This is a genomic window from Pandoraea iniqua (assembly GCF_902459685.1).
Lineage (GTDB): Bacteria > Pseudomonadota > Gammaproteobacteria > Burkholderiales > Burkholderiaceae > Pandoraea > Pandoraea iniqua.
Window position 1 is genome coordinate 43,830 of sequence record NZ_CABPSF010000004.1, and the last position, 23,041, is coordinate 66,870.

General features: G+C 63.9%; 19 protein-coding genes. 6 read left to right on the plus strand and 13 right to left on the minus strand.

Annotated elements, in window-relative coordinates; genetic code table 11:
• Positions 1 to 215 precede the first annotated feature (215 nt).
• The 3 genes from PIN31009_RS16030 to PIN31009_RS16040 all read right to left on the minus strand — a co-directional run bounded on the left by PIN31009_RS16030 (position 216) and on the right by PIN31009_RS16040 (position 2,061).
• On the minus strand, positions 216 to 878 hold the full coding sequence (locus tag PIN31009_RS16030; RefSeq protein ID WP_150684822.1) for a DUF799 domain-containing protein: 663 nt from the start codon (positions 876 to 878) through the stop codon (positions 216 to 218).
• Positions 875 to 1,273, minus strand: a complete 399-nt coding sequence (locus PIN31009_RS16035; RefSeq protein WP_150684821.1) for a DUF4810 domain-containing protein — start codon at positions 1,271 to 1,273, stop codon at positions 875 to 877. The genes PIN31009_RS16030 and PIN31009_RS16035 overlap by 4 nt, the downstream gene beginning before the upstream one ends.
• A gap of 128 nt (positions 1,274 to 1,401) precedes the next feature.
• Positions 1,402 to 2,061 (minus strand): CsgG/HfaB family protein, encoded by a 660-nt coding sequence (locus tag PIN31009_RS16040; protein ID WP_150685092.1) that lies wholly within the window; start codon positions 2,059 to 2,061, stop codon positions 1,402 to 1,404.
• A 283-nt stretch (positions 2,062 to 2,344) separates the two neighbouring features.
• On the opposite strand from PIN31009_RS16040, the gene PIN31009_RS16045 reads away from it, so the two are divergent.
• Complete coding sequence (locus PIN31009_RS16045; protein ID WP_058377842.1) at positions 2,345 to 2,821, plus strand: nuclear transport factor 2 family protein; 477 nt, start codon at positions 2,345 to 2,347, stop codon at positions 2,819 to 2,821.
• Between the two features lie 144 nt (positions 2,822 to 2,965).
• Here PIN31009_RS16045 and PIN31009_RS16050 read toward each other — a convergent pair whose 3' ends face one another.
• Positions 2,966 to 4,276 carry an Nramp family divalent metal transporter gene (locus PIN31009_RS16050; RefSeq protein WP_150790939.1) on the minus strand — a complete coding sequence of 437 codons (1,311 nt, stop codon included), beginning with the start codon at positions 4,274 to 4,276 and terminating at the stop codon, positions 2,966 to 2,968.
• Positions 4,277 to 4,546: 270 nt separating this feature from the next.
• On the opposite strand from PIN31009_RS16050, the gene PIN31009_RS27940 reads away from it, so the two are divergent.
• From PIN31009_RS27940 to PIN31009_RS16065, 4 genes are all read left to right on the plus strand, one after another.
• The gene (locus PIN31009_RS27940) at positions 4,547 to 5,518 is read left to right on the plus strand and encodes a damage-inducible protein (RefSeq protein ID WP_174997219.1); all 972 of its coding nucleotides are present in this window, start codon (positions 4,547 to 4,549) and stop codon (positions 5,516 to 5,518) included.
• The gene (locus PIN31009_RS16055) at positions 5,448 to 7,121 is read left to right on the plus strand and encodes a Y-family DNA polymerase (RefSeq protein ID WP_174997221.1); all 1,674 of its coding nucleotides are present in this window, start codon (positions 5,448 to 5,450) and stop codon (positions 7,119 to 7,121) included. The genes PIN31009_RS27940 and PIN31009_RS16055 overlap by 71 nt, the downstream gene beginning before the upstream one ends.
• Positions 7,122 to 7,172: 51 nt before the next feature.
• Positions 7,173 to 10,499 carry an error-prone DNA polymerase gene (locus PIN31009_RS16060; protein ID WP_150790941.1) on the plus strand — a complete coding sequence of 1,109 codons (3,327 nt, stop codon included), beginning with the start codon at positions 7,173 to 7,175 and terminating at the stop codon, positions 10,497 to 10,499.
• Between the two features lie 69 nt (positions 10,500 to 10,568).
• Positions 10,569 to 10,880 (plus strand): HigA family addiction module antitoxin, encoded by a 312-nt coding sequence (locus PIN31009_RS16065; protein WP_087686709.1) that lies wholly within the window; start codon positions 10,569 to 10,571, stop codon positions 10,878 to 10,880.
• A gap of 63 nt (positions 10,881 to 10,943) precedes the next feature.
• On the opposite strand, the gene PIN31009_RS16070 is transcribed toward PIN31009_RS16065, so the two are convergent.
• The 7 genes from PIN31009_RS16070 to PIN31009_RS16100 form a co-directional block, all read right to left on the minus strand.
• Positions 10,944 to 12,317 carry a nucleobase:cation symporter-2 family protein gene (locus PIN31009_RS16070; protein WP_150684814.1) on the minus strand — a complete coding sequence of 458 codons (1,374 nt, stop codon included), beginning with the start codon at positions 12,315 to 12,317 and terminating at the stop codon, positions 10,944 to 10,946.
• 413 nt (positions 12,318 to 12,730) lie between these two features.
• Entirely contained in the window at positions 12,731 to 14,230 is a 1,500-nt protein-coding gene (locus tag PIN31009_RS16075) for an HDOD domain-containing protein (protein ID WP_150790942.1), read from the minus strand.
• A gap of 17 nt (positions 14,231 to 14,247) precedes the next feature.
• On the minus strand, positions 14,248 to 16,020 hold the full coding sequence (locus PIN31009_RS16080; RefSeq protein WP_064675187.1) for a putative bifunctional diguanylate cyclase/phosphodiesterase: 1,773 nt from the start codon (positions 16,018 to 16,020) through the stop codon (positions 14,248 to 14,250).
• Positions 16,021 to 16,077: 57 nt separating this feature from the next.
• On the minus strand, positions 16,078 to 16,275 hold the full coding sequence (locus tag PIN31009_RS16085) for a hypothetical protein (RefSeq protein ID WP_150684812.1): 198 nt from the start codon (positions 16,273 to 16,275) through the stop codon (positions 16,078 to 16,080).
• A gap of 303 nt (positions 16,276 to 16,578) precedes the next feature.
• Positions 16,579 to 17,325, minus strand: a complete 747-nt coding sequence (gene cuyB / locus PIN31009_RS16090) for a cysteate racemase (RefSeq protein ID WP_150790943.1) — start codon at positions 17,323 to 17,325, stop codon at positions 16,579 to 16,581.
• Positions 17,326 to 17,426: 101 nt separating this feature from the next.
• Entirely contained in the window at positions 17,427 to 18,329 is a 903-nt protein-coding gene (locus tag PIN31009_RS16095; RefSeq protein ID WP_150684810.1) for a transporter substrate-binding domain-containing protein, read from the minus strand.
• Between the two features lie 169 nt (positions 18,330 to 18,498).
• Positions 18,499 to 19,755, minus strand: a complete 1,257-nt coding sequence (locus tag PIN31009_RS16100; RefSeq protein ID WP_150790944.1) for a D-amino acid dehydrogenase — start codon at positions 19,753 to 19,755, stop codon at positions 18,499 to 18,501.
• Positions 19,756 to 19,969: 214 nt separating this feature from the next.
• Between PIN31009_RS16100 and PIN31009_RS16105 the strand changes: the two genes are divergently transcribed.
• Positions 19,970 to 20,929, plus strand: coding sequence for a LysR family transcriptional regulator (locus PIN31009_RS16105; RefSeq protein WP_150790945.1), 960 nt, complete (start codon positions 19,970 to 19,972; stop codon positions 20,927 to 20,929).
• Between the two features lie 15 nt (positions 20,930 to 20,944).
• Here PIN31009_RS16105 and PIN31009_RS16110 read toward each other — a convergent pair whose 3' ends face one another.
• Positions 20,945 to 21,565, minus strand: coding sequence for a hypothetical protein (locus PIN31009_RS16110; protein ID WP_150790946.1), 621 nt, complete (start codon positions 21,563 to 21,565; stop codon positions 20,945 to 20,947).
• Between the two features lie 39 nt (positions 21,566 to 21,604).
• Positions 21,605 to 23,020 (minus strand): ATP-dependent RNA helicase DbpA, encoded by a 1,416-nt coding sequence (gene dbpA, locus PIN31009_RS16115; RefSeq protein ID WP_058377856.1) that lies wholly within the window; start codon positions 23,018 to 23,020, stop codon positions 21,605 to 21,607.
• Positions 23,021 to 23,041 lie beyond the last annotated feature (21 nt).

The following is a 23,041-nucleotide window of genomic DNA, read 5'->3' on the forward strand; positions in this document are numbered from 1 at the left end:
TAACGCGTAGGGCATAACGCGTAGGGCGTCTTGCGATGTATTCCCGCGCTTGGGCGCGCGGTGTGGCTATCGGTCCGGGTAATGCTTGTAATGCGTGTTTTGCGTGTAATGCGTTATCACTATAGGCGCCGGCAGGCGTGGGCCCAATCCGGCGCAACCCGGGGACGGCGCAGCGCGCACCACCCCGGGGCAGAACAAACGGGCGCGAGACGGGCTTAGTCCGTGCCGTATTTCGGCGAACGCGGGCCGTAGAGGATGCCATTCGGACGACCTGCCGAGAGCAGACGTGCGTTGGCCGTACCGGCGACCTGATAGCCGGCATTCGTCACGCTATTGATGATTTGCTTGAGCGCTGCCGAGACCAGCATGCCGATCAGTCCGCCGCCGCCACTGTTGCCGCCTTCGTTGTTGGACGCCGACGCGGTGCCGCTCCACAACTTGGCCCCCGTGCGCAGATCGACGAGCTCCGCCGATGCCGTGACCACCGTCGCGCTGTCGAGCACCATGTACTTGGTGCCGTACTGCGAAATCTTGATGTAAAGCGCGGCGTCAGCGCCGAAGATTTCATGCAGCTTGGCAGGGCTCACCTGATGAATGTCGCCGGCAACCGTCAGGCCGTTCTGGCGAAACGATTCGTCGACGAGCGTCACCGGCAGCACGTAGTAACCGGCTTCGGCCAGCGGCAGCGTCACTTGCGAGAGCACGCTGTAGGTGGCGTCGATGTCGGGCGATTCGTTGAGCGGCGGCAGCACCACGATCGACTTCGGCTTGCTCTGCTTGAACGCGGTGTAGTCGTACTTGGCCTGATTCACGGCGCAACCGGTCATGAGCGCAGCCAGTGCGGCGACCGTCATCCATTTGAGAACACGGGCGATCATTGCTTCACCTCCGGGGTCTTGGGCGTTTGGGAAGTTTTGGGCGTCTTGTCCTTGAGCAGGAAGTCGATGTAGCCGGCCGACTCAGGGAACAACTGCTTCTCGGTCTGGAATTCCTCGACCATCTTGTCGGGCTTGCCGACCGAGGCGTAGAGCAGGCCAAGGTGCGCGTGATAGCCCGGCGGCGCGGCGTTGTTGGCGGCCTTGATCTTCTCGAGGTCGCGCTCCAGCGCGATGATTTGTGCTTCCTTCGATTCGCCCTTGAAGTATTCGTAGACCTGCGGCTGGTAGCCTTCCCAGTCGTACAGGGGCTTCGGCGCGGTGGCGCAGCCGGTGAGCACGGCGCCACCGAGGGCGGCGGCCATGGCGGCGCGCCCGAATGAGAACTTGCGTTGCATGGTGATGGAGTCCTGATGAACGTGTCTGCGAGCGGTGTCACAAGACGCGCCGGCTTGCACATGGCGTGCGAAGCCGGCGTCGTCAGTGACAACGCCGGTGACATGCTGCAAATGGAATTGGGGCTGGCTTACTTGCCGGGCTTCCAGGCGCCGCTTTCGATGCCGGTCACCAGGTTGTTCACGGCTTCGCGCATGGCGAGGTCGAGGACCTTGCCGTTGAGCGTCGAGTCGTAGCCTGCGGTACCGCCGAAGCCGATCACTTCACGATTGGACAGCGCGTATTCGCCCGCACCGCCGCTCGAGTAGACGACTTCCGAAGTCGCGATATCCACCACGTTCAGGTTCACCTTGGCGTACGCAATCTGCTCGCGGCCACGGCCGAGAATGCCGAAGAGCTGTTTGTCGCCCACTTCCTTGCGGCCGAACTCCACGACGTCGCCGGTAATCACGTAGTCGGCGCCCTTGAGTTTCTGCTGCGTCTTCTTGATATCGGCTTCCTGACGAATCTCGGCCATGTTGTCGCGGTCGAGCACGTTGAAGCGGTTGGTCTGTTGCAGATGCGTGATCAGAATCGTCTTGGCCTGACTGCCGAGGCGGTCGACGTTATCGGAAAAGACACCACGCATGTAGGCGGAACGGTTGTCGAACTTGCCCACGGCGATCGGCGTACGCACGCCGACAAACGGACGGCTGGCGCTTTCGACCTTGGCAACTTCAACGGAGCGCGAGCTTTCGGTGGCGCAACCGCCGAGTACGGCGATGGCGAGCATGGCGGCCACGCCTGCCATGCCCACGCCCGGCAGCGCGATGCTGAACTTCTTGTTTTGCACGGTGATACCCCTGTAGATGTCTTGGCGCCCGGCTGGCGGTGCGCAGTGGCACAGTCGTGGCGGGCGCTGATTTCTTAGTTCGCTGGCTTCCTTACCGACTTCTGCTTTTTATAAAACTGCATTGGTAAGGGGTGCTGATGTTAGCACGCAGGTTTGGGGCGTTGGGGGGTGACGAGCATCGCCGATCGCTTGGCGATACACTCGCACGACCCGTGTTCCTATTTTCGAAAGGAGCGTTGCCATGGCAGACAGTGAAGCCCGCCCGCCGTTTCCGCCGTTCACCCGCGAGACGGCTATTCAGAAGGTGCGGATGGCCGAAGACGGCTGGAATTCGCGCGACCCGGCGCGCGTCGCGTTGGCGTATACCGCCGACAGCCGCTGGCGCAATCGCGCCGAGTTTCCGCGAGGCCGCGACCAGATCGTCGAGTTCCTGACGCGCAAGTGGCAGCGCGAGCTGGACTACCGGCTCATCAAGGAGTTGTGGGCGTTTACCGAGAACCGGATTGCGGTGCGCTTCGCCTATGAGTGGCGAGACGATTCCGGTAATTGGTTTCGCTCCTACGGCAACGAGAACTGGGCGTTCGATGCGCAGGGGCTGATGGCCGAGCGCCACGCGAGCATCAACGACACACGCATCGCCGAGCACGAGCGGTTGTATCGCTGGCCGCTCGGCCGCCGGCCCGACGATCACCCGGGATTGAGCGATCTGGGCTTATAGGGGGCTTCTAGGTGGCTTCTAGATATCAGGCCCGTTCTGCCTGTTCAGATGCAGCACGGTTTAGGCATCCACCCAGATATAGCGACGCGTTGAAAGGCGAAGGTACGCAACTATGTGTTTGCGTACCTAAGCCACGTCGTCCGCTCAATCCAACCCGACGATCAGCAACAGATTCGTCGCGGTAATCACGACGAACAGCGCCCACGCAACGACTTGCGTGGGTCGCCCGATCGTATTGCCTCGCATCACGCGCGGGTCGCTGACCGAGCGGATGAGCGGCCACATCGCAAACGGCAATTGCAGACTGAGCAGCACCTGACTCCATACGAGCAATTTGCCGACAGACCCATCGCCCAGCCACAGCACACCGATCAACGCGGGAATGAGGGCGAGTCCGCGCGTGATCAGACGCCGCTGATAGCAGGGAATCTTCATGTGCAGAAAGCCGTCCATGATGACTTGGCCGGCGATCGTCCCGGTGAGCGTGGAGCTTTGGCCCGAGGCGAGCAGGGCAATGCCGAAGAGGAAGGCCGCCGCGCTGCCCGCAATGGGCGTGATGAGCCGATAAGCCTGTTCGATATCGGTGACGCTCGTCTGGCCGCTCGCGTGGAAGACCGAGCCCGCGAGGATGAGGATGGCGGCGTTCACGAACATGGCGATCACGAGCGACACCCATGTGTCGATGCGCACGAGCGCGAGCGTGTCGCGGAAGTCGCCGCGTTTGCCACCGACCACACGCCGTGTCTGCACGATGGATGAGTGCAGGTAGAGGTTGTGCGGCATGATCGTGGCGCCCATGATGCCGAGGGCCAGCACGATGGCATCGCGCCGGTCGTGGCTGGGGGCACCGGGCACCAACCCGGCGGCCACGGCGTGCCAGTCGGGCGGCACCATGGCCACTTGCGCGACGAAACAGAACGCCATGGTCGCGATGAGCCCGAGCACGATGGCTTCGATCTGCCGGAAGCCTTTACCTTGCAGGCCGAGCACGATCATCGTGTCGAACGCGGTCAGCACGATGCCCCATGCAATGGGCACGCCGAGCAGCAGTTTGAAGGCGAGGGCGCAGCCGAGGACTTCGGCGATATCGCAGGCGATGATCGAGATTTCCGCCGTGATCCATTGCACGGCGCGTCCGGTGCGGCCGTAGCGTTCGTAACTGGCCTGAGCGAGATCGCGGCCGGCGACGAGGCCGAGCCGGGCCGCGAGCATCTGAAGAAAGATGGCGGCGATGCTCGACATCGCGACGACCCAGAGCAACGAATAACCGAATTGCGAGCCTGCCTGAATATCGGTGGCCCAGTTGCCGGGGTCCATGTAGCCGATGGCGACGAGCAGGCCCGGGCCGGCAAACCGTTTGAGTTTGCGCCAGCGCGATTCGCTGGCGTCGATCACGATGCTGCCTTTGACTTCGGCGGGACAAAACGGCGCAGTGGCAGTGGTCGGCAATGGCATGAGGGAGAGGGCGAGCGCAATTGATGACGAGCATAACGGCACACGCCATCGATGCTCAACCCATGAGATGAGAGGGCGCTCATCGCGCGAGTGACTGGCGCTCATGGCTGGTGTCCATGAATGAAGCTCACGATTGAAGCTAATGACTGATGCTCATGACCGGGGCTCACGATGGAAGCCACGATTGGCGCCCATGACCTAAGCGCTCACTGACACGTCAATCGCGTTCTACCTGCTATACTGTATATTCATACAGTATTCTGGTGTGTCATGACCCTGCCGCTCTCCTCTTTGCCCGCCGGGCTGTGGCGTGCCAGTGAACTGGCGCAATACCACCGTGCCGGCCAGCCCACGGGCTTTGCCGCGCTCGACGCGGAGCTGCCCGGGGCTGGCTGGCCGCATGGTGCGGTGACCGAATTGCTGAGCGAACGCCCGGGTATCGGTGAGTGGCGGCTGCTGGCACCTGCCTTGCGCGATCTCACGCAAGCGGGCCAGCCTGTGATGGTCATCGCGCCGCCGATGCTGCCGTATGCCCCGGCGCTGGCGGGGTGGGGCATCGATCTGCGCTGGCTGAGCGTGGTGACGCGGCCGGAGCGTAATGTGCCCCGTAATGCACCCAGTAATGCACCCGGTTCGGCACCGGCAACGCGAGCGGCGGCACAAACGGCCACACGAACGACCACACGAACGGCAATTCAAACGGCGCGAACGGCACGAACGATGGCACGCGCGCACGGTATTCGCGCAGAAGACCGCGACATGCTCTGGTGTGCCGAGCAGGCCCTCAAGAGCGCGTGCTGCGGGGCCGTGCTGGCATGGTTGCCCGCCGCGACGCCCGAGCAAATCCGGCGGCTTCAGGTGGCCGCGGGCGGAGGGGACGCGCTCGCATGGGTCATGCGCCCGCCGACAGCGGCGGCCACGGCGTCTGCCGCGCCGCTACGGCTTGGGTTGAGCGTGGGCGAAGACAGCCGCCTCGGCGTGCAATTTCACAAACGCCGGGGGCCACCGCGTACCGAGCCGCTCTGGCTGACACTGCCGGCCCCCTATGTGCGTGCGGAACACCCGACACAACCGGTGGCCGGGGACGATGCCGCCGTCCCGTTGGCCCCACGGCCTGCGCCTTCATCTGCACCCTCTGCGGTGCCTTCTGCCTCTGCTTCCGGAGTTTCGCATGGCCTGCTGGATTGCCCTGCACCTGCCATTTCTCGCGCTCGAGATCGCCTCCCCGCCAACGCGGACTGACGTCGACACGACCGTCGTGCTCGCGCAGTCGCGCGTCTGGCAGGCGAGCGAAGCGGCGCAGGCAGCGGGCGTGCAACCCGGCATGCGTCGTGGCGGCGTGCTCGCGTTGTTGCCGCAAGCCAGATTTCACGAGCGTGACGAAGCCGCCGAGATCGTCGCGCTCGAAGCCTTGGCACTGGCGTTGTTGCGTTTCGGCCCCGATGTCGCGATCGCGTCGCACCAGAGCGTGCTGATCGACGTCGCGCCGAGCCTGCGCTTGTTCGGCGGTCTGGCGTCGCTGGCCGCACAGGTGCTCGACAGTGCGGATGCGCTCGGGCATCGCGCGTCATTGGGTGTCGCGGCCACGGCCAGCGCGGCGGCATTGCTGGCCCGTATCGGTGACAGGGAAGATGCCCCGATGCTTACCGGGACGCTCCCTCCGTGCCTGCCGCCACCACTGGCGGCGCTGCCGCAGCAACTCGATCCGTTGTCCGTGGCGTTGCTGCCCGAGGCGCAGCCGTGGCTCGACTGGCTAGCGCAGATCGGTTGCGCAACGCTGGGCGAATTGCGTGCCCTGCCGGCCAGCGGCATGCGACGGCGTTGCGGCGCGGCGTTGCCGGCGTCGCTCGCGCGGGCTTATGGCGAAACCCCCGAGGCACCTGACTGGTATCGCGCGCCACCGCACTTCGAGGCGGTGCTGCCGCTGCCGTCGCTCACGTACGACGTGGAAGTCTTGCTGTTTGGCTTGCGCCGTTTGCTTGCACAACTCACCGGCTGGCTGACGGCCGGGCAACTGGCGACGCGTGCGCTCACGCTCGTGCTTGAGCATGAGCCGCTCGGGCGCCACACGGTGGCACCGACACGTTTCGACATTCGGCTGGCCGAGGCGAGTGCGGCGCCTGCACACCTGCTTTCGCTGTGCAAGGAGCGACTGGCGCGTTCGCCGCTGGTCGCGCCGGTGCTCACGTTGCGGCTGGATGTCACACAAACGGCGGCACACGTGCCGCTCAGCGGCAGCTTGCTGCCCGAGCCGGGCCGCGCCCGGCAGGATTTCGTGCAACTGATCGAGCGTATGGCGACGCGTCTGGGCGACGAGCATGTGCGGCGGCTGCAAGTGCGTGGCGACCACCGGCCCGAAGCGGCGTCTGCGAGTGTGGCGTATGGCGCGGGCGGGGCCGTGGCAGGGGCAGGTGGGGGCAGCGGGGCAGCCAAAACGGCAAAGCCTTCAAAGACCGCAAAGCCTCCGGGCACCGCCAATGCTCGCGCAGACAGCGCGTTGACCGAAAACGTGGCGCCGGCAGGTTCGCGCGGCGAGATCCCGTTAGGCATTGCCCATGGAGAAGCGGCGGCACGCGCGGCGCGTGCGCCATTGCCACCTCGTCCGGCGTGGTTGCTCGATGCGCCACAGCGGCTCATGGTGCGCGACGAACGCCCGTGGCGGCAGGGGCCGTTGCAGTTGGTCAGTGGTCCCGAGCGTATCGAGGCGGGGTGGTGGGAGCCGGGCACGGTCACGCGCGATTACTTCATTGCGGCCGATACCACTGGGGCGTTGCTGTGGCTGTTTCGCGAGCGCCCCGTCCACGGGGCGGATGCTGCGTGGTATTTGCACGGTCTGTTCGGCTGAAGCGGACTGAACAAGCCCGAACAAGCCTGAATAAGCCGGGATGGTGTTTCCATGGATATCGACGATTTCTTGCCTTGGCAGGGCCCGACCGAGGGCCTCGCCGCCAACGACGACAGTGCCGACGACGCGGTTGCCAAACCCACGGCGCCGGCCGACCCGCGCGCGGCTGACGACGGCAGCCTGCCCGCGTATGCCGAACTGCACTGCCTGTCGAACTTCTCGTTTCAGCGCGGGGCATCGCATCCGGAGGAACTGGTCGCACGCGCGGCGCATCTGGGTTACACCGCACTGGCGATCACCGACGAATGCTCGCTCGCGGGCGTGGTGCGGGCATTGGCCGAGGTCGTGCAGCATCCGTCGGTATCGCTCATCGTCGGCAGCGAATTCCGGCTGACGCCAGAGGCATCGGACGCCCCCTCGTCAGACCTTAGCGCGCTGGGCACCGTGCATCTGGTGGCACTTGCCCAGCATCGCGAGGGTTACGGCAATCTCTCCGAGATGATTACGCTCGGGCGCATGCGCGGCCCGAAGCGCGGCTATCGGCTGCATGCGCGCGACTTCAGTGCGCCGGACAAAGCGCAGGCGCATCTGCGCGGTTTGCCCGGTTGTCTGCTGATTCTCGTGCCCGATGCCGACGCGAGCGCCGCGCAGATACTTGCGCAAACCCGCTGGGCGGCGGCGGCCTTCGGCGAGGGGCGCGTGTGGCTTGCGCTTGAGCGGCGTCATCGTGCCGACGACGAAGCCCATCTGGCGAAACTGCGCGCTATCTCGTCCGAGTGCGGTGTACCACTCGTCGCCACCGGCCACGTGCTCATGCATGTGCGATCGCGCAAACCGTTGCAGGACACGCTGACCGCCATCGGGCTGGGGCAACCGGTGCAGACATGCGGGCTGGCGCTCACGGCCAACGCCGAACAGCATCTGCGGGCGCGCTTGCGGCTGGCGTGGCTGTATCCGGCCGAAGCACTGGCCGAGACGATTGTCATTGCTTCGCGTTGCCATTTCGATCTGCGCAGTCTGCGCTATGAATATCCGGAAGAACTGGTGCCGGCGGGTCACACGCCGTCGACCTATCTGCGTCAGGAGGTCGAAGCCGGGTTGAAGCGCCGCTACCCAGCAGGCGTTCCGCAGAAGGTCCGCAAGCTCATCGAAGACGAGCTCACGCTCATCGGCGAACTCGAATACGAGCCTTATTTCCTAACGGTCTACGACATCGTGAGCTTCGCGCGCAGCGTGCACATCCTGTGTCAGGGGCGGGGCTCGGCGGCCAACTCGGCGGTGTGTTATTGCCTTGGCATCACCGAGGTCGATCCCGATCAGGTGAAGTTGCTGTTCGGGCGGTTTCTGTCGAAAGAGCGCAACGAGCCGCCCGATATCGACGTGGATTTCGAGCATCAGCGCCGCGAAGAGGTCATCCAGTACATCTACAACAAATATGGGGTAGACCGCGCCGCACTGGCGGCTACCGTGATCAGCTATCGCATGCGCAGTGCGGTGCGCGATACGGGCAGAGCACTGGGCATCGATCTGTCGATCGTCGAGCAGGTCGCGCAGAGCCAGCAGTGGTGGGATGGCCGCGAGAATCTGCTCGCGCGGATGGCGGCGCAGGGGCTCTCGCCCGATGCGCCGACCACACGGTTATGGGCGGATCTGGTGGCGCGGCTGATCGGATTTCCGCGTCACTTGTCGCAGCACGTGGGCGGCTTTGTGATCTCGCGCGACAAGCTCTCGCGGCTGGTGCCGATTGCCCCGGCGGCGATGGAGAATCGCTACGTCATTCAATGGGACAAAGACGACATCGACACGCTCAAGCTGCTCAAGGTCGATGTGCTGGCGCTCGGCATGCTCAGTGCGTTGCGCCGCACGCTCGATCTGCTGGGCGCGTGGCGCGGCGTGCCGATGACACTGGCCGATATTCCGAAAGAAGATCCGGCGACGTACGGCATGATTCGCCGCGCCGACACCATCGGTGTGTTCCAGATCGAATCGCGTGCGCAGATGAGCATGCTGCCGCGTCTGAAGCCGGATAAGTATTACGACCTCGTGATCGAAGTCGCGATCGTGCGGCCGGGGCCGATTCAGGGCGGCATGGTGCATCCGTATCTGCGGCGAAAGCAGGGTAAGGAGAAGGTCGAGTATCCGCGCGAGGAGATCAAGGCGGCGCTCGAGCGCACCTTGGGCGTGCCGATTTTTCAGGAGCAGGTGATGCAGGTCGCGATGATTGCGGCCGACTTCACGGCCGGCGATGCCGATCAGTTGCGACGCTCGATGGCGGCGTGGCGGCGCAAGGGCGGGCTTGAGAAATTCCAGACGCGGATCATCGACGGCATGTTGAAGAACGGCTATCCGCGCGATTTTGCCGAAGCCATCTGCCGGCAGATCGAGGGCTTCGGCGAGTATGGTTTCCCGGAGAGTCATGCGGCGAGTTTTGCGTTGCTGGCGTATGCGAGTGCGTGGCTGAAATGCCATGCACCGGAGATGTTTTTGTGCGGCTTGCTCAACAGTTTGCCGATGGGGTTTTATTCGGCGTCGCAACTGGTGCAGGATGCGCGGCGGCATCGGGTGGAAGTGCGTCCGGTCGATGTGTGCGTGAGCGATGTCGACTCGCTGCCCGAGGCGCGCATCGGGCGCTATGGCAATGCGCGGCGTCCGGCGGTGCGGCTGGGGTTGTCGCTGGTGAAGGGGTTGTCTGGCGAGGGGGCGGCGGCGATTGAGCGGGCGCGCCGGCAGCGGCCGTTTACCGACATCGACGACCTGACCGCGCGCGCGGCGTTATCGCGGCACGATCTCGATGCGCTGGCGGCGGCCGATGCGTTGTCGGGGCTGCTGGGCAGCCGGCGTCAGGCGCGTTGGGCGGTAGCGGCGTGGCAGCCCCCGACGCCATTGCTGGGGGCGACGACCTTGCGCGACGCCGTGCCGGGAAGCGCCGGCGAGCGGGTGGTGTTGCCGCCGATGCCGGAAGGGCAGGACATTGTGGCGGACTACGCGAGCACGGGGCTGACGTTGCGCCGGCATCCGTTGATGTTGTTGCGCGAGAAGCTCGAGAAGATGCGCGTGCGTACCGCGAAGGAATTACAGGCGGACGCGGTGCATGGGCGGCGGGTAAGAACGGCGGGGATCGTGACGGGACGGCAGCGGCCGGGCACGGCCAACGGCACGGTCTTCGTATCGCTGGAAGACGAGACGGGCATCATCAACGTGATCGTGTGGCCCGATCTGGTCGAGACGCAACGCAAGGAATTGCTGGCGTCGTCGTTACTGGGCGTGGAAGGGGTGTGGCAACGCGAGGAGCGCGTGATGCATCTGGTCGCCCACCGCCTGATCGATCTCTCGTCGATGCTGGGCGAGCTGACCATCTCAAGTCGGAATTTTCATTGAGGGGTTTTCGATAGGATGGAGCTTTCGCGGTATCGCGATCGATTCCGCAATGTTTCCCGGAGACCCAGCATGACCCGACAAATACCTTTGGCGACACCGGGCGAGATCCTCATGCAGGATTGGCTCGGCCCGATGGGCCTCTCGCAGTACGCGCTCGCGAAGGCGATCAGCGTGCCCCCTCGCCGTATCAATGAGATTGTGCTCGGCAAGCGGTCGATTTCTGTCGATACTGCACTGCGACTCGGCGCGTTCTTCGGCGTCGATGCGCAGAGCTGGCTGAATCTGCAAAATCACTACGACGCTGAAATTGCCAGAGCGGAAATCGCCGACGAGCTACGCGAGATCAAGCGCAACGCCAAGCATCTTCTGGCGGCCGCCTGAGCCAGAAATCAACAAGGGGGCACGCATGCCCCCTTATTCATTCCGCAGCTTCCGCCACAGCCATCAATGCGCCGCGTCCGCCTGCCGGCCGGCTTCCTGAGCGAGTGCGCTGGCTTCTTCTTCGCTACGCAGCCCGTTGAAATGGAAGTTGAGCAGCACCGCGCTGATCGACGCCAGCAGAATGCCGCTGTGGAAGAACGGCGCCAACGCATGCGGCAGCTTCATGAAGAACTTGTCCGAGGCCACCGGAATCATCCCCACCCCGATGCTGATCGCGATGATGTACAGGTTGTAACGGTTCTTCGAGAGATCGACGGTCGAAAGAATCTTTACGCCCGTGGCCGTCACCATGCCGAACATCACGATCCCCGCGCCACCCAGCACAAACTGCGGCACCGACGCGACTACGTGCGCCACCTTCGGGAACAGTCCGAGCACGATCAGGATCACCCCGCCCATCGCACACACCCAACGGCTCTTCACACCCGTCACGCCAACCAACCCCACGTTCTGCGAGAACGAGGTGTACGGAAACGTGTTAAAGACGCCGCCGATCAGCGTCCCCAGCCCATCGACCCGCAGGCCGCGCACCAGCGTCTTTTGATCGACCGGCCGCCCCACGATGTCGCCCACCGCGAGAAACATGCCGGTCGATTCGATGAACGTCACGAGCATCACCAGCGTCATGGTGGCAATGGCAATCGGGTCGAAGCGCGGCACGCCAAAGTGGAACGGCATGACGAAGCCGAACCACGCCGCTTCGCTCACGCCCGTGAACGACACTTTACCCAGCGCCACCGCAATCAGCGTGCCGAACAGAATGCCGAGCAGCACGGCAATGTTCGAGAAGAAACCCCGTACGTATTTGGTGATGAACAGAATGCACAGCAACACGGCGAACGACACGCCCAGATAGAGCGGATTGCCGTAGTCGGGGTTGCCGAAGCCGCCCGCCGCCCAGTTGATCCCCACGCCCATGAGCGAGATGCCGATCACGGTAATGACCGTGCCGGTCACCACGGGCGGAAAGAGTCTCAGTAACTTCCCGATGAACGGCGCAATGAGAATGCCGATGATGCCTGCGGCAATCGTCGCGCCGTAAATATCGAGCAAACCGAGATCGGGGTTGGTGCCAATGGCGATCATCGGGGTCACGGCCGTGAAGGTCACACCCATCATGATCGGCAGGCGCAGGCCGAAGATCCACAGACCAAGCGTCTGGATCAGCGTGGCGATACCGCAGGCGAACAGGTCGGCATTGATCAGAAAGGCAATCTGGTCGACCGACATCTTGAGCGCACCGCCGATGATCAGCGGTACCGCCACCGCCCCCGCGTACATCACCAGCACGTGTTGCAAGCCCAGCGTGAACAGCTTAGGGAGCGGCAGGCGCTCGTCGACCGGATGCACCGGTGCAGCTGCGGCAGTTTGCGTCATGTCTTCTCCTGATCCGACGTTACGGTGGGACATCGTTGTGTTACATGGCGAACCGAGCGTAAATTTTTTATTGACGCACAGCGAGTGCAGTCAAAAACAAGCCGGTGCGGCAACGCGTGTCAGGCGCGCCGTGCAATGCGTTTTACGATGGAGAAAAACTGCGGTATTGGCGACATGGTATGCCGTTGCGGGGCGCCGCACCAGATGGCCTGAAAAGCCTTGTCGCGTATAGGTTTGGCGTGAATGCCGGAGAGGGTGGGGACGGCCCGGGCCGCAACACAGACTTGCGCGAATCGTCCAGTGGACGAATGCCGAAGCCACGGCGTGGCTCCGGCACATATCGAATCCCGAATACTAAAGATTGCTTCCGGCGTATGACCGCAGGCCGGTGAGATCAACGCGTACCGGTGAGATCAACGCGTACCTGTGGTACCGGTCGGCTTGCGCAGCGAGTCGCTGGCGGTGACGGGCGCGGCACCCCCGTGCTGTGCTGCGCTCTCGAGTTTGCTTGAAATCTCTTCGCCCATATGGTGAAGAAACTCCATTTCCTTCGCGCCGATACCGCCCGCGCACAGGGCACCGCCCCAGTCGCCGTAGAGCAGTGCCACGGTCTGGTTGCGCTGACGCACCGGCAGCAGGAAGAACGACTTCACATGCGCGAAATGCTGACGGTGCCAGATCGGAATACGCGGCACGATGCGCGGCTCGCGGGCATTGTCGATCAGGATGGCGCGGCCGTTGGTGAGCGCCAGATGGAACACGTCGGGCTCGAACGCCTCGGGGAAGGTAAGGCCCAGCAGCGGCTGCACGTCGCGCCCGATGCCGAAACGCATCTCGAAGACCTTGCTGGTCGGCACGCGCACGAATGCGGCGCAATTGACGAAGCCCAGCGATTGCAGAATCGCTTCCAGCGTCAGGTTGAGCAGGCCGACGGCATCGGTCTCGCCCGTCGCGGCGCGCACTTCGGAAAGCCCGTCGGCCAGACGACGCGCCGAGTCGAGCGGCTTGCCGGCCGGCGGCGGATTCTTGTTCGTCGCGCGAGTGCTGATTGCGATGAATTCCTGATGGCTCGTGTCGCGGGCCATCTCTTCACCCACGGAGACCACTTCGCTGATGTCGAGCGCCAACCGGTCGGCGTAACGCTCGGCCAGCTCCGCCAGACGCGCCGGATCGGCACCGCGCGTGAGCTCGGTCACCATCTCGTTCGACATGTTCGCCACGGCGCACAGCCAATCGGCGTGCGAGAGCGGGGCGTCGCCTTCGAGATCGATGGGGCGCATGCTGGTCGCAATCGACTCGGGCAGGCCCCACTTGCGTGCAGCCGCTTCGGCCAGCTCGGGGAACGTGATGCCGAGTACGCGCTCACAGGCATCGCTGTCGCTGATGCCTTCTTCGACGGAAATTCGTTGAATCTCCACCCATTCGTTGGGGAAGCAGTAGGTCACGAGCAGGCGCGCCACGTGATGCAGCAGCGTGCAGACCACGGCTTCTTCACCGTCGCGAATGCCGTTCTTGGCGGTGATGTCGCGTGCGAAAGCCCCGGCGAGGGTAGCGCGAGCGAGCTCGCGTGCCATATCGTCACGGCGCGAGGCGACTTCGCCGAAGCCCTCCAACAGCTTCAGGCTCAGCGCCAGGTGACCAATGGTGTCGACGCCCAGAATCATGATGGCGCGCGAGACGGTCGTCACGTTGCAGCCGAACGGGGCGTACATGGCCGAGTTGGCCAGCCGGATCACCTTCTGGGTGAGGGCAAAGTCCGACAGCACCGACGACGCGAGGTCGGCAGTGCTGGTGTTTTCGCTTTGCATGGCAGACACGATGCCCGTGACCGAGCGTTGCAGCGACGGGAAGTCGCCGCGCTCAGCCATGCGCTGCCACAGCAATTCGAGCGTTTTTTCTTTCGTCAGGCTCATGTTGGCGGGGTGTCCGGTCAGTGTCCGGCATCCACGTTGAGGCGTCCGCTCGCGAAGGCCACCTCGAGTTCTCCCGCAGGCAGGGCTTTCGACACCAGCCAGCCCTGGATGGAATGGCAGCCGCGATCGATCAGCATCTGCCGTTGTTCTTCGGTCTCCACCCCTTCAGCGACCGCCGACAGACCCAATTCGCGTGCCAACCCCAGAACGGCCGTCACAATCGTACGGTCGTTCGGTGACGTGGGCATGTCTTTCACAAAGCTGCGGTCGATCTTGAGCGCCGAGAGCGGGAATCGCTTCAGATAGCCCAGACTCGAATAGCCGGCGCCGAAGTCGTCCACGGCAAAGCGCACGCCCAGCGTCTGCAATTCGCGCAAGACGAGGTTGGCCTGCTCCGGGTCGCGCATCAGCACGCTTTCGGTAATTTCAAGTACCAGCCGATGGCCTTCCACGCCGGAATCGGCAATCGCTTGCCACACCAGACTCGGGAACGACGGATGGTGGAACTGCTGCGCCGAGACGTTGACCGACATGTACAGCCCGTCGAGCCGGGTGCTGCCCCAGCGGGCGAGCTGCATGCAGGCGGCGCGCAGTGCCCAGCCGCCGAGCAGGTTGATCAGGCCGTTGGCTTCGGCCAGCGGAATGAACTCTGCGGGCGAGACCGGGCCGAGCGCCGGATGCCAGCGCATCAGCGCTTCCACACCCTTCACGTTGAGCGTGATCGGGTCGCAGATCGGCTGATAGTGCAAACTGAATTCGCCGTTGTGAATGGCCTCGAACATGGCCGATTCCAACGAGAACGCCTTCCGGTGCAGGTCGCCCAGATCGTCCGTGTAGACGAACAGACCGTTGCGGCCGCGATCCTTGGCGCAATACATGGCGGCGTCGGCGTGCTTGATCAGCAGGCCGGCCGAATCGCCGTGTTGCGGGAAGAACGACACGCCGATGCTCGTGGTCAGGTGCAGCAGTTGGTCGCCGACCTGAAACGGCTGCTGTACCGCAGAGAGCAGGCGCTTCATGATGCCGCCGAGCGCTTGTTCGTTGTCGCAACCGGGCAACACCAGCACGAACTCGTCGCCCCCCATGCGGGCGGCCATGTCGGTTTCGCGAATCTGGGCGATCAGGCGTTGGCCCGCGTCGCGCAGCAACTGGTCGCCCACATCGTGGCCGAGCGAATCGTTGACCTTCTTGAAACCATCGAGATCGAGCAGGGCGACGGCAAAGTTCGGGCCGCCTTCACGGGCGTGCTGAATCGCCTCGGTGATGCACTGCTGAATATATTGGCGATTGCCGAGCCCGGTCACCGCATCGCGCACGGCCAAGTCGGACAGGCGGGCTTCGTTTTCCTTGAACGCGGTGACGTCTTCCCCTTGAATCAGGAAGGTGGCAGGCGCGCCGGCGATACGAGGGGTGTACTGGGCGATGCGAAGCCGCATCCAGATGCGATCGGTCAGACCGCGCAGCAGTCGTACGGTGCACTGCTGGGGACCGAGGGTCTGGGCGGCGGAAAAGGCATCTTGCAACAACGGCACATCTTCAATGCCGGTCAGCTCCATGAGCGTCGCGTGATCGATGTACTCACGCGAGTACTCGAGCAGGCGAAGGGAGGCATCGGCAATGAAAAGGAAGCGGCCGTCGGCCGCGACATGTGCCGAGAGTCCGCCGGTCAGCTCGACCAGCGCCCGGGACAAAGCCGGGGCCGGTGCCGGGGCGCTAACCTCGGCGAGTGCCGGTGCCAGGGTCGACGGTTCGACCAAAGGCACACCGGCTGGGAGTCGATCTGAACTCATTGTTGTTGTCTGTGCATGCTTCACGTCGAGCGCGACGCCGCTCATCTGCTTCCCCGTTCAGGCAAACGCGCTCATGGCCGGACCTTGGTCCGGCAGGTGTCCGATGGATTGTGGGCCATTATAGCCAAAGACGCCAGCGATTTTGGTGGCTGCAACCCCCGTTTCATGCCGCTTTCCACAGGTTTTCCCTTGTGGGTTTTTTTCTGACAAGAGGACGGGATATTTTTCCTGCGCCACACCTGCCGTCTGGCCCATAACTGCCTCGCGAACGGCGTCTTTGCACGATGCCGGCCGGTACTGCCAAGCGTTATCGCGCGAGCGCCAGTCTACCCAAGCGCGAGGCATTTGCGTGCGTTCGAATCATGGATTTTGTCATTGCGATGCAACATCGCAAATCGCGCCGGGAGGAATCGATTCGTAGGAATACCCATCGGTGCGCATCCATTCTCATGAATGCCTATGGGCCTACTCACGGCGTGGGAATAAAGGAGGGAAGGCGGGGCGGCGGCGGGAGATGAAGCGGGACTCCGGCGGCAGCGTGGCCGAAGTCCTGAGAAATTATTGATGCGTCGGGCTTGCGTGGCTCTCGTGGCCCTCGTGAGCCAGCGACCACGCGATGCAGGCCCGCGCCAACGCGGCAGAGGCATCCAGACCAAACCGCGCCAGCGGCGTTTCGCACATGGCCAATGCCACCGGAATCTCCGTGCAGCCGAGAATGACGCGCTGTGCACCGGCCGCCAGCAAAGGCTCCATCGCCATGGCCAGCGCCTCGCCGCCACGGCGGATCTCGCCCGCCTTGGTCAGGCGGATCCCCTCGTTGACCAGCGCCTGCTGGGCAAGCGGTTCGGCCGCCGAGACAAAGTGGTAACCCAGCGCTTCAAGCCGCGGACGATAAACGTTGGCGTGATGCGTGCCTTCGGTCGCCATCAACGCGATGGGGGACCCCGGGGCGACGCAACGCGACAGTTCGCCCGCCACGGCATCCACCACATCCAGCACCGGCAGGTGCGTACGGGTGCGCAACGCTTCCAGCCACGCATGCGCCGTGTTGCAGGCAATCGCAATGCAGCCTGCGCCCGATTGTTCCAGTGCGTGAACCCCATCCATCATGCCGTCCAACGGCGACGCGCCATCGCGCAGCAACGCCTCGGTACGGTCTGGAATCTGCGGCACGGAATACAGAATGAACGGGATGTGATCCTGATCCCGGTCCGCCGGGTGCTGATCGACGATCTTGCGGCACAGGTCGATCCCCGCAGCGGGCCCCATGCCGCCCAGAATGCCAAGCGTAGCGTGCGTGTTCATGATGGTGGCAATGCAACTGACTAATAGAAGTGATGCTTCGGCTGTCCGGAGGCGGCGGCTATTCTCCCTCCCCCGGACAGCCGACTGACGGCGTTACCCGATCAGTCGTACGCCTTCGTGACCGGATCCTTGAACATGGCGCGCATTTCTACCGTCATCGGGTAGTTCATGTTCTGGTTCTTCGGCGGCACCGGCTGCGTGAACCACTTGTTGTACAGCTTCTCCATTTCGCCCGACTTTTCCATATCGGCGATGACCGTGTTCACGATCTTGGTGAAGGCCGGATCATCCTTGCGCAGCATGCACGCATAGTTTTCGAACTGGAGGTTCGGGCCGACGATCTCGTAACCCTTGGCTTCTTCCGCCGGCAGGGCGGCGCGCTGACCGTACAGCAGCGGCTCGTCCATCACGAAGGCCACAGCACGGCCTTGCTTGACCGTCAGGAAGCCGTCCGAGTGCTCCTTGGTCTGAATCAGGTTGAAGCCGATCTCGCCCTTCTTGCCCGACAGAATGCGGTCAGCCGTGGTGCCGGCCGTCGTCGAAATGGTCTTGCCCTTCAGGCTGTTCAGGTCGGTGATGCCCGAACCCGTCTTCGCAATCATCTTGATCGAGTACAAGAAGATGTTGTGCGAGAAGCCGACTTGCTTCGCACGCTCGAAGGTGTGCGTGGTCGAGCCGCACTCGAGATCGATCGTGCCGTTTTGCATCAGCGCGATACGGTTCTGCGAGGTGATCGGCGTTTCGGTGATCTTCACGTTCGGCAGGTTCAGGTCTTTCTTGACCGCGTCGACAATCTTCAACGCGATTTCCTGCGAGTAACCGATCGTCTTGCCCGCGTTGTCCGTGTACGAGAACGGAATCGACGATTCGCGCACCCCGAGTGCGATCACGCCGGTGTCCTTGATCTTCTTGAGCGTTCCGGTCAGTTCCTGCGCGCTGGCAGTGTGCGCGAACAGGCTGGCGGCAGCGCTGACGAGCAGCAGAGGGGCAAACAGCTTCTTCATGGTCTCAGTCCTATAGGAACAAATGGTGCGGTGGTCCGCACCGTTGGAATATCAAACCAAAATTACTGATACAACCAGACACGCCTTCCCAACGGTCCCCGTGGGAGTGATCAAATTCTTGCCGGCCGACGATCGGCCCGGAAGGCTCGTCATGTTCGGCCACCGCGCATCACGCGGCCAGACGGGCAAACCCTGCCAGATCGACGGCCGGGCGCTCGCCATCGATCGCGTTGGCGATGACGCGTGCCGCGCCCATCGACAACGTAAAACCCAAACCGCCGTGGCCCACGTTCAGCCACAGATTCCCCAGCCGTCCCGCACGGCCCAGAATCGGACGCCCATGCGGCGTGGCCGGACGCATGCCCGTCCACTCGAGCGGCGCATGCGCACCGCGCAGCGCCGGGAACAAGTCGCCCGACAGCGAACGTAAGGCGTCGATGCGATGTTCGGCAATCCGAAAGTCGTAGCCGACCAGATCGGCGATGCCCGCTACGCGCAGATGCTCGCCCAGACTTGCATACACGACTTTGTTGTCGGCATCCGTCACCGACACCTGCGGGCGCGCATCGACCGGTGCGTCGCGATACGTCAGGCTGTAACCCTTGAGCGGATACAGCGAAACCGATTCGCCCACGGTGCGCAACAGCGGCATAGCGGCCAGACCGTTGGCGACCACCACGGCGTCGACGTCGATGTCGCCCGAGCGGGTGCGCACGGCGCGCACAGTGTCGCCACGCACGTCAAAGCCGGTAACCTCATGCTCGAAGCGCAACGAGCCGCGTGCATGGGCGCCGACGAGCCGCGCCAGTTCCTTGCACAGCAACTGACAATCGCCGGTGCCTTCGCCGGGAGTGTGAATCCCGCCGGCCAGTTCGCCGGCAATCTTGCCCAAGGCGGGTTCCAGCGTGGCGCAGGTGGCGGCGTCGACGCGGCGTTGTGCGTAGCCGAGGCCGTTCGCCAGTTCGAGCGAACGCTCCGCGGCGGCGAGCTTGGCAGCGTCGCGATACACCACGAGTTTGCCGCTCAGCCGATAGTCGAACGACACCGACTCCTGCGAGAGAAATTCCAGCATCACTTCGCGGCTATGCAGCCCGAGTGAGAGCAGACGCAATGTCGAGCTGGCATTGGCCTGCGTGTTGCAGTGCTTCACGAACTCGAGCGACCAGCGCCAGAAGTCCGGATCGAACGAAGGCTTGATTCGCAACGGGCCGGTGCGCGAGAACAGCAGCGACGGCAGTTGCGAGAGCACGCCCGGCGCCGCCAGCGGCGACACGTAGCCGTAGCTCAACTGGCCGCCGTTAGCGAAGCTCGTGCCCAGACCCGGTCCGCGCCCGCTGTCGATGACCGTGACCTCGTGGCCGGCGCGCAGCAACTGATACGCGCTGGCGAGGCCGACGATGCCCGCCCCGATGACTCCAATATGCATGACGATCAATAACAACCAAAAACACAGTGAATAGCAAGGCGGAAAATATTCGCGGCAGCAGGACGGGGACCCCGCCGCAGGCGCTTTCTCCACGGCCTTTGTTACGCAGTGTAGATCGATAAAAATCGCCAACCTATGCGGTTTTGAGGCAGCATATGTCTTTTAGCTATAGGGTCGGCGCGACGCGCGGCTCACCACAGAGGCGGCAGCAGGCATGAAATTGCGGCATATCGAGACGTTTCGCGCAGTGGTTCTGACAGGCTCGGCCAGCGGCGCGGCGCAACTGCTCAACGTCTCGCAACCGGTGGTCTCGCGCGTGCTGCAACACGCCGAACAACAACTCGGTTTCAAGCTGTTCGATCGCGTGAAGGGCCGCCTCGTGCCCACGGCGGAAGCGCGCAGGCTCTATCCCGACGTGGAGCGCATCTTCAGCGATCTGGAGCGCTTGCGCACCACCTCGCGCAACCTGCGCCAGCACGGCGTCGGCCATCTGCGCATCGCCGCCACCCCCAGCCTCGCGCAAAGCCTGCTGCCCGCAGCCATCGAGCGCATGCGGCGGGCGCATCCCGACGTTGCCTTCGAACTCATCACGCACCACACGACGGAGATGATCACGGCGATTCTGACGTCGTCGGTGGACGTGGGCATCGTCTCGGCGCCGCCGATGGCCGCCGGTATCGTGAGCCGTCCGATTGCGCAGGGGCACATCGTGCTGGCCGTGCCGGCCGCGTGGCCGAAGCTGGCCCGTCGCGGGCAAGCCAGTGCCGAAGCGCTGATCGGCCGCGATCTGATCAAGCTGCACGATGACACGCCGCTGGGCGCGCTGATCAACGAGCGGCTTGAGCAGACGGCGCTTTTGCAGGATGCCGAAGTGATGGTTCAGACGTACTCGCTCGCGGCGGCGCTGGTGGAGCATGGGCTGGGCTACGCGTTGCTGGACCAGTTCACCGCTGCCAGCGCGCATGTGCAGACGCAATGCCTGTACCGCGTGGCACCGGCCATCGAATTTCCCGTGGAAATGCTGCGCCCGGCGCACGAGCCGGAATCGGTGCTCGCCGATACGTTACGCCGTCATCTGGCGGATGTTGCAGAGGAGCTCAGTGCCCGCGCCGAAGCGCTCTGCGAAGGGCGTGAAATCGTCCTCGCGCCCGGCGAGGAAGCGGACGAGGGCTGACGTGCCGCTAGCGCGTCACCGGCAACCCGGCTCGCTCCTCACTTCGAAGTAAGTGAACGGCTGCCCTTGCAGCTTGCCCGCCAGCGACGGATAGTTCGCCGCGACAAAGCGGCGTGCACCGGCCATATCGAACTCGGTGCGTAACCATATCTGCCCGTCATGGCTGTCGAGCACGAGCGTGCCCGCGTATATGACGTCGCCCCGATGCACTTGTACCGTCGGCACCTTGCGGCCCTTGCAGTAGCGGAAGCGGTAGCTGTTGTCGGCGGGAACGAACTCCATCGGACCGAAGCGCTCGTTACGCATGAGCGGCGAGACCCGCATGGCGACAAACCCGCGCGTCGGCGGGTTGGTGTTGAGGGTGCGCGTGACCTTGCCGCCGACGATGCCGTTGATGGTCTGCGAGAAGTCCGAGTAGTTCCACGGCCCCCAAGTGCTTTGCAAAGGCGTGTCGAGGCCGACGATCACGATGGCGTATTCGTCGAGGGTGTCTTCGGTCAGCTGGGGATTGGGCGGGACGCCCTTGGAACTGCACGCGGCGAGGAGCGCCGCAGTGAGAAGTGCCGCAGTGGCAAGCGCCGCGCACTGCGCAGCAAAGGGGGACAACAGGGCGCGTAACGTTTGCGACGACCTCATTGCAGCCTCCTTGCCGCGCGCGGCGTGGGTAGGTAGCTCTTAGTCTTGCTGCATGTACCGCACTTTGACCTTACGGTTCTTGACGCGACCGTCGTTGAGCTTGCGCAGCGCCACGGGGGCGATATCGCGCTCCACAGCAATATACGTGAAGTTCTCGAGCACGTTGATCTTGCCGATCTGGCTGGCGGCAAAACCTGCCTCGCCGGTCAGCGCGCCGAGCACATCGCCCGGACGGATCTTGTCTTTCTTGCCGCCATACATCTGAAGGGTGACCATCGGCGGCAGCAAATGCCCGGCGCCCGACGGCGTCAGCTCGTCGAGCTTGTGCCACGGCACTTCGCGGCCTTGCGACGCTTCGATCGCACCCACCCGGCCCATCTCGTTCATGCTCACCAGACTGAACGCCCAGCCGTCTTCGTCCGCGCGGCCGGTACGGCCAACACGGTGCACATACACCTCGGGGTCGGGCGTCACGTCCACGTTGATCACGGCTTCGAGCTGGGTGATGTCGAGCCCGCGCGCGGCCACGTCGGTCGCGACAAGCACGGAGCAGCTACGGTTCGCAAACTGAATCAGCACCTGATCGCGCTCGCGCTGTTCCAGATCGCCATGCAGCGTCAGGGCGTGGAAGCCTTCGGCAAGCAGCACGTCGGTCAGGTCGCGGCACTGGGCACGCGTGTTGCAGAACGCAATCGTGCTGACCGGACGGAAGTGGTCGAGCAACAGCCCGACGGCGTGCAGACGCTCCTCTTCGCGCACTTCGTAAAAGCGCTGGCGAATCTTGCTGGCGTCGTGCTTTTCTTCAAGGCGAATCTCGCGCGGTGAGCGCAACAGGCGCTGGGCGAGCTTGCCGATGCCTTCCGGATAGGTCGCCGAGAAGAGCAGCGTCTGGCGCGAAGCCGGCGTCTGGCGGGCCACGGTGGCGATGTCGTCGAAGAACCCCATGTCGAGCATGCGATCGGCTTCGTCGAGCACCAGCGTCTTCACGTTGGCCAGCGAGAGCGTTTCGCGCTCGAGGTGATCCATGATGCGGCCCGGCGTGCCTACTACGATGTGGGCGCCGTGTGCGAGGCTTTCGGCCTGCGGGCGCAGCGGGGCGCCACCGCACAGCGTGAGCACCTTGACGTTGTCTTCGGCGCGGGCGATGCGGCGCACTTCCTGCGCCACCTGCTCGGCGAGTTCGCGGGTCGGGCACAGCACGGCGGCCTGCACGTTGAAGTCGCGCACATCCACGCGCTGGAGCAGTCCGAGCGCGAAGGCGGCGGTCTTGCCGCTGCCGGTCTTGGCTTGTGCAATGAGATCGTGCCCGGCGAGCATGTCGGGCAGGGCGGCGCCCTGAATGGGCGTCATCGAGACGTAACCGAGCCGTGCGAGGTTCTCCTGCATGGCAGGCGAGAGCGGCAGGCTCGAGAAGGGGGCGCCGTCGGCGCGTGAATCGGGGGCTTTTGAAGTCATGCGCAATTATACCGGCTTATC

Bases quoted from the DNA above. Each gene is read 5' to 3' on its own strand.
- PIN31009_RS16030 (WP_150684822.1), bottom strand. From the start codon at position 878: ATGATCGCCCGTGTTCTCAAATGGATGACGGTCGCCGCACTGGCTGCG.
- PIN31009_RS16035 (WP_150684821.1), bottom strand. From the start codon at position 1,273: ATGCAACGCAAGTTCTCATTCGGGCGCGCCGCCATGGCCGCCGCCCTC.
- PIN31009_RS16040 (WP_150685092.1), bottom strand. From the start codon at position 2,061: ATGGCAGGCGTGGCCGCCATGCTCGCCATCGCCGTACTCGGCGGTTGC.
- PIN31009_RS16045 (WP_058377842.1), top strand. From the start codon at position 2,345: ATGGCAGACAGTGAAGCCCGCCCGCCGTTTCCGCCGTTCACCCGCGAG.
- PIN31009_RS16050 (WP_150790939.1), bottom strand. From the start codon at position 4,276: ATGCCATTGCCGACCACTGCCACTGCGCCGTTTTGTCCCGCCGAAGTC.
- PIN31009_RS27940 (WP_174997219.1), top strand. From the start codon at position 4,547: ATGACCCTGCCGCTCTCCTCTTTGCCCGCCGGGCTGTGGCGTGCCAGT.
- PIN31009_RS16055 (WP_174997221.1), top strand. From the start codon at position 5,448: ATGGCCTGCTGGATTGCCCTGCACCTGCCATTTCTCGCGCTCGAGATC.
- PIN31009_RS16060 (WP_150790941.1), top strand. From the start codon at position 7,173: ATGGATATCGACGATTTCTTGCCTTGGCAGGGCCCGACCGAGGGCCTC.
- PIN31009_RS16065 (WP_087686709.1), top strand. From the start codon at position 10,569: ATGACCCGACAAATACCTTTGGCGACACCGGGCGAGATCCTCATGCAG.
- PIN31009_RS16070 (WP_150684814.1), bottom strand. From the start codon at position 12,317: ATGACGCAAACTGCCGCAGCTGCACCGGTGCATCCGGTCGACGAGCGC.
- PIN31009_RS16075 (WP_150790942.1), bottom strand. From the start codon at position 14,230: ATGAGCCTGACGAAAGAAAAAACGCTCGAATTGCTGTGGCAGCGCATG.
- PIN31009_RS16080 (WP_064675187.1), bottom strand. From the start codon at position 16,020: ATGAGTTCAGATCGACTCCCAGCCGGTGTGCCTTTGGTCGAACCGTCG.
- PIN31009_RS16085 (WP_150684812.1), bottom strand. From the start codon at position 16,275: ATGGGCCAGACGGCAGGTGTGGCGCAGGAAAAATATCCCGTCCTCTTG.
- cuyB (WP_150790943.1), bottom strand. From the start codon at position 17,325: ATGAACACGCACGCTACGCTTGGCATTCTGGGCGGCATGGGGCCCGCT.
- PIN31009_RS16095 (WP_150684810.1), bottom strand. From the start codon at position 18,329: ATGAAGAAGCTGTTTGCCCCTCTGCTGCTCGTCAGCGCTGCCGCCAGC.
- PIN31009_RS16100 (WP_150790944.1), bottom strand. From the start codon at position 19,755: ATGCATATTGGAGTCATCGGGGCGGGCATCGTCGGCCTCGCCAGCGCG.
- PIN31009_RS16105 (WP_150790945.1), top strand. From the start codon at position 19,970: ATGAAATTGCGGCATATCGAGACGTTTCGCGCAGTGGTTCTGACAGGC.
- PIN31009_RS16110 (WP_150790946.1), bottom strand. From the start codon at position 21,565: ATGAGGTCGTCGCAAACGTTACGCGCCCTGTTGTCCCCCTTTGCTGCG.
- dbpA (WP_058377856.1), bottom strand. From the start codon at position 23,020: ATGACTTCAAAAGCCCCCGATTCACGCGCCGACGGCGCCCCCTTCTCG.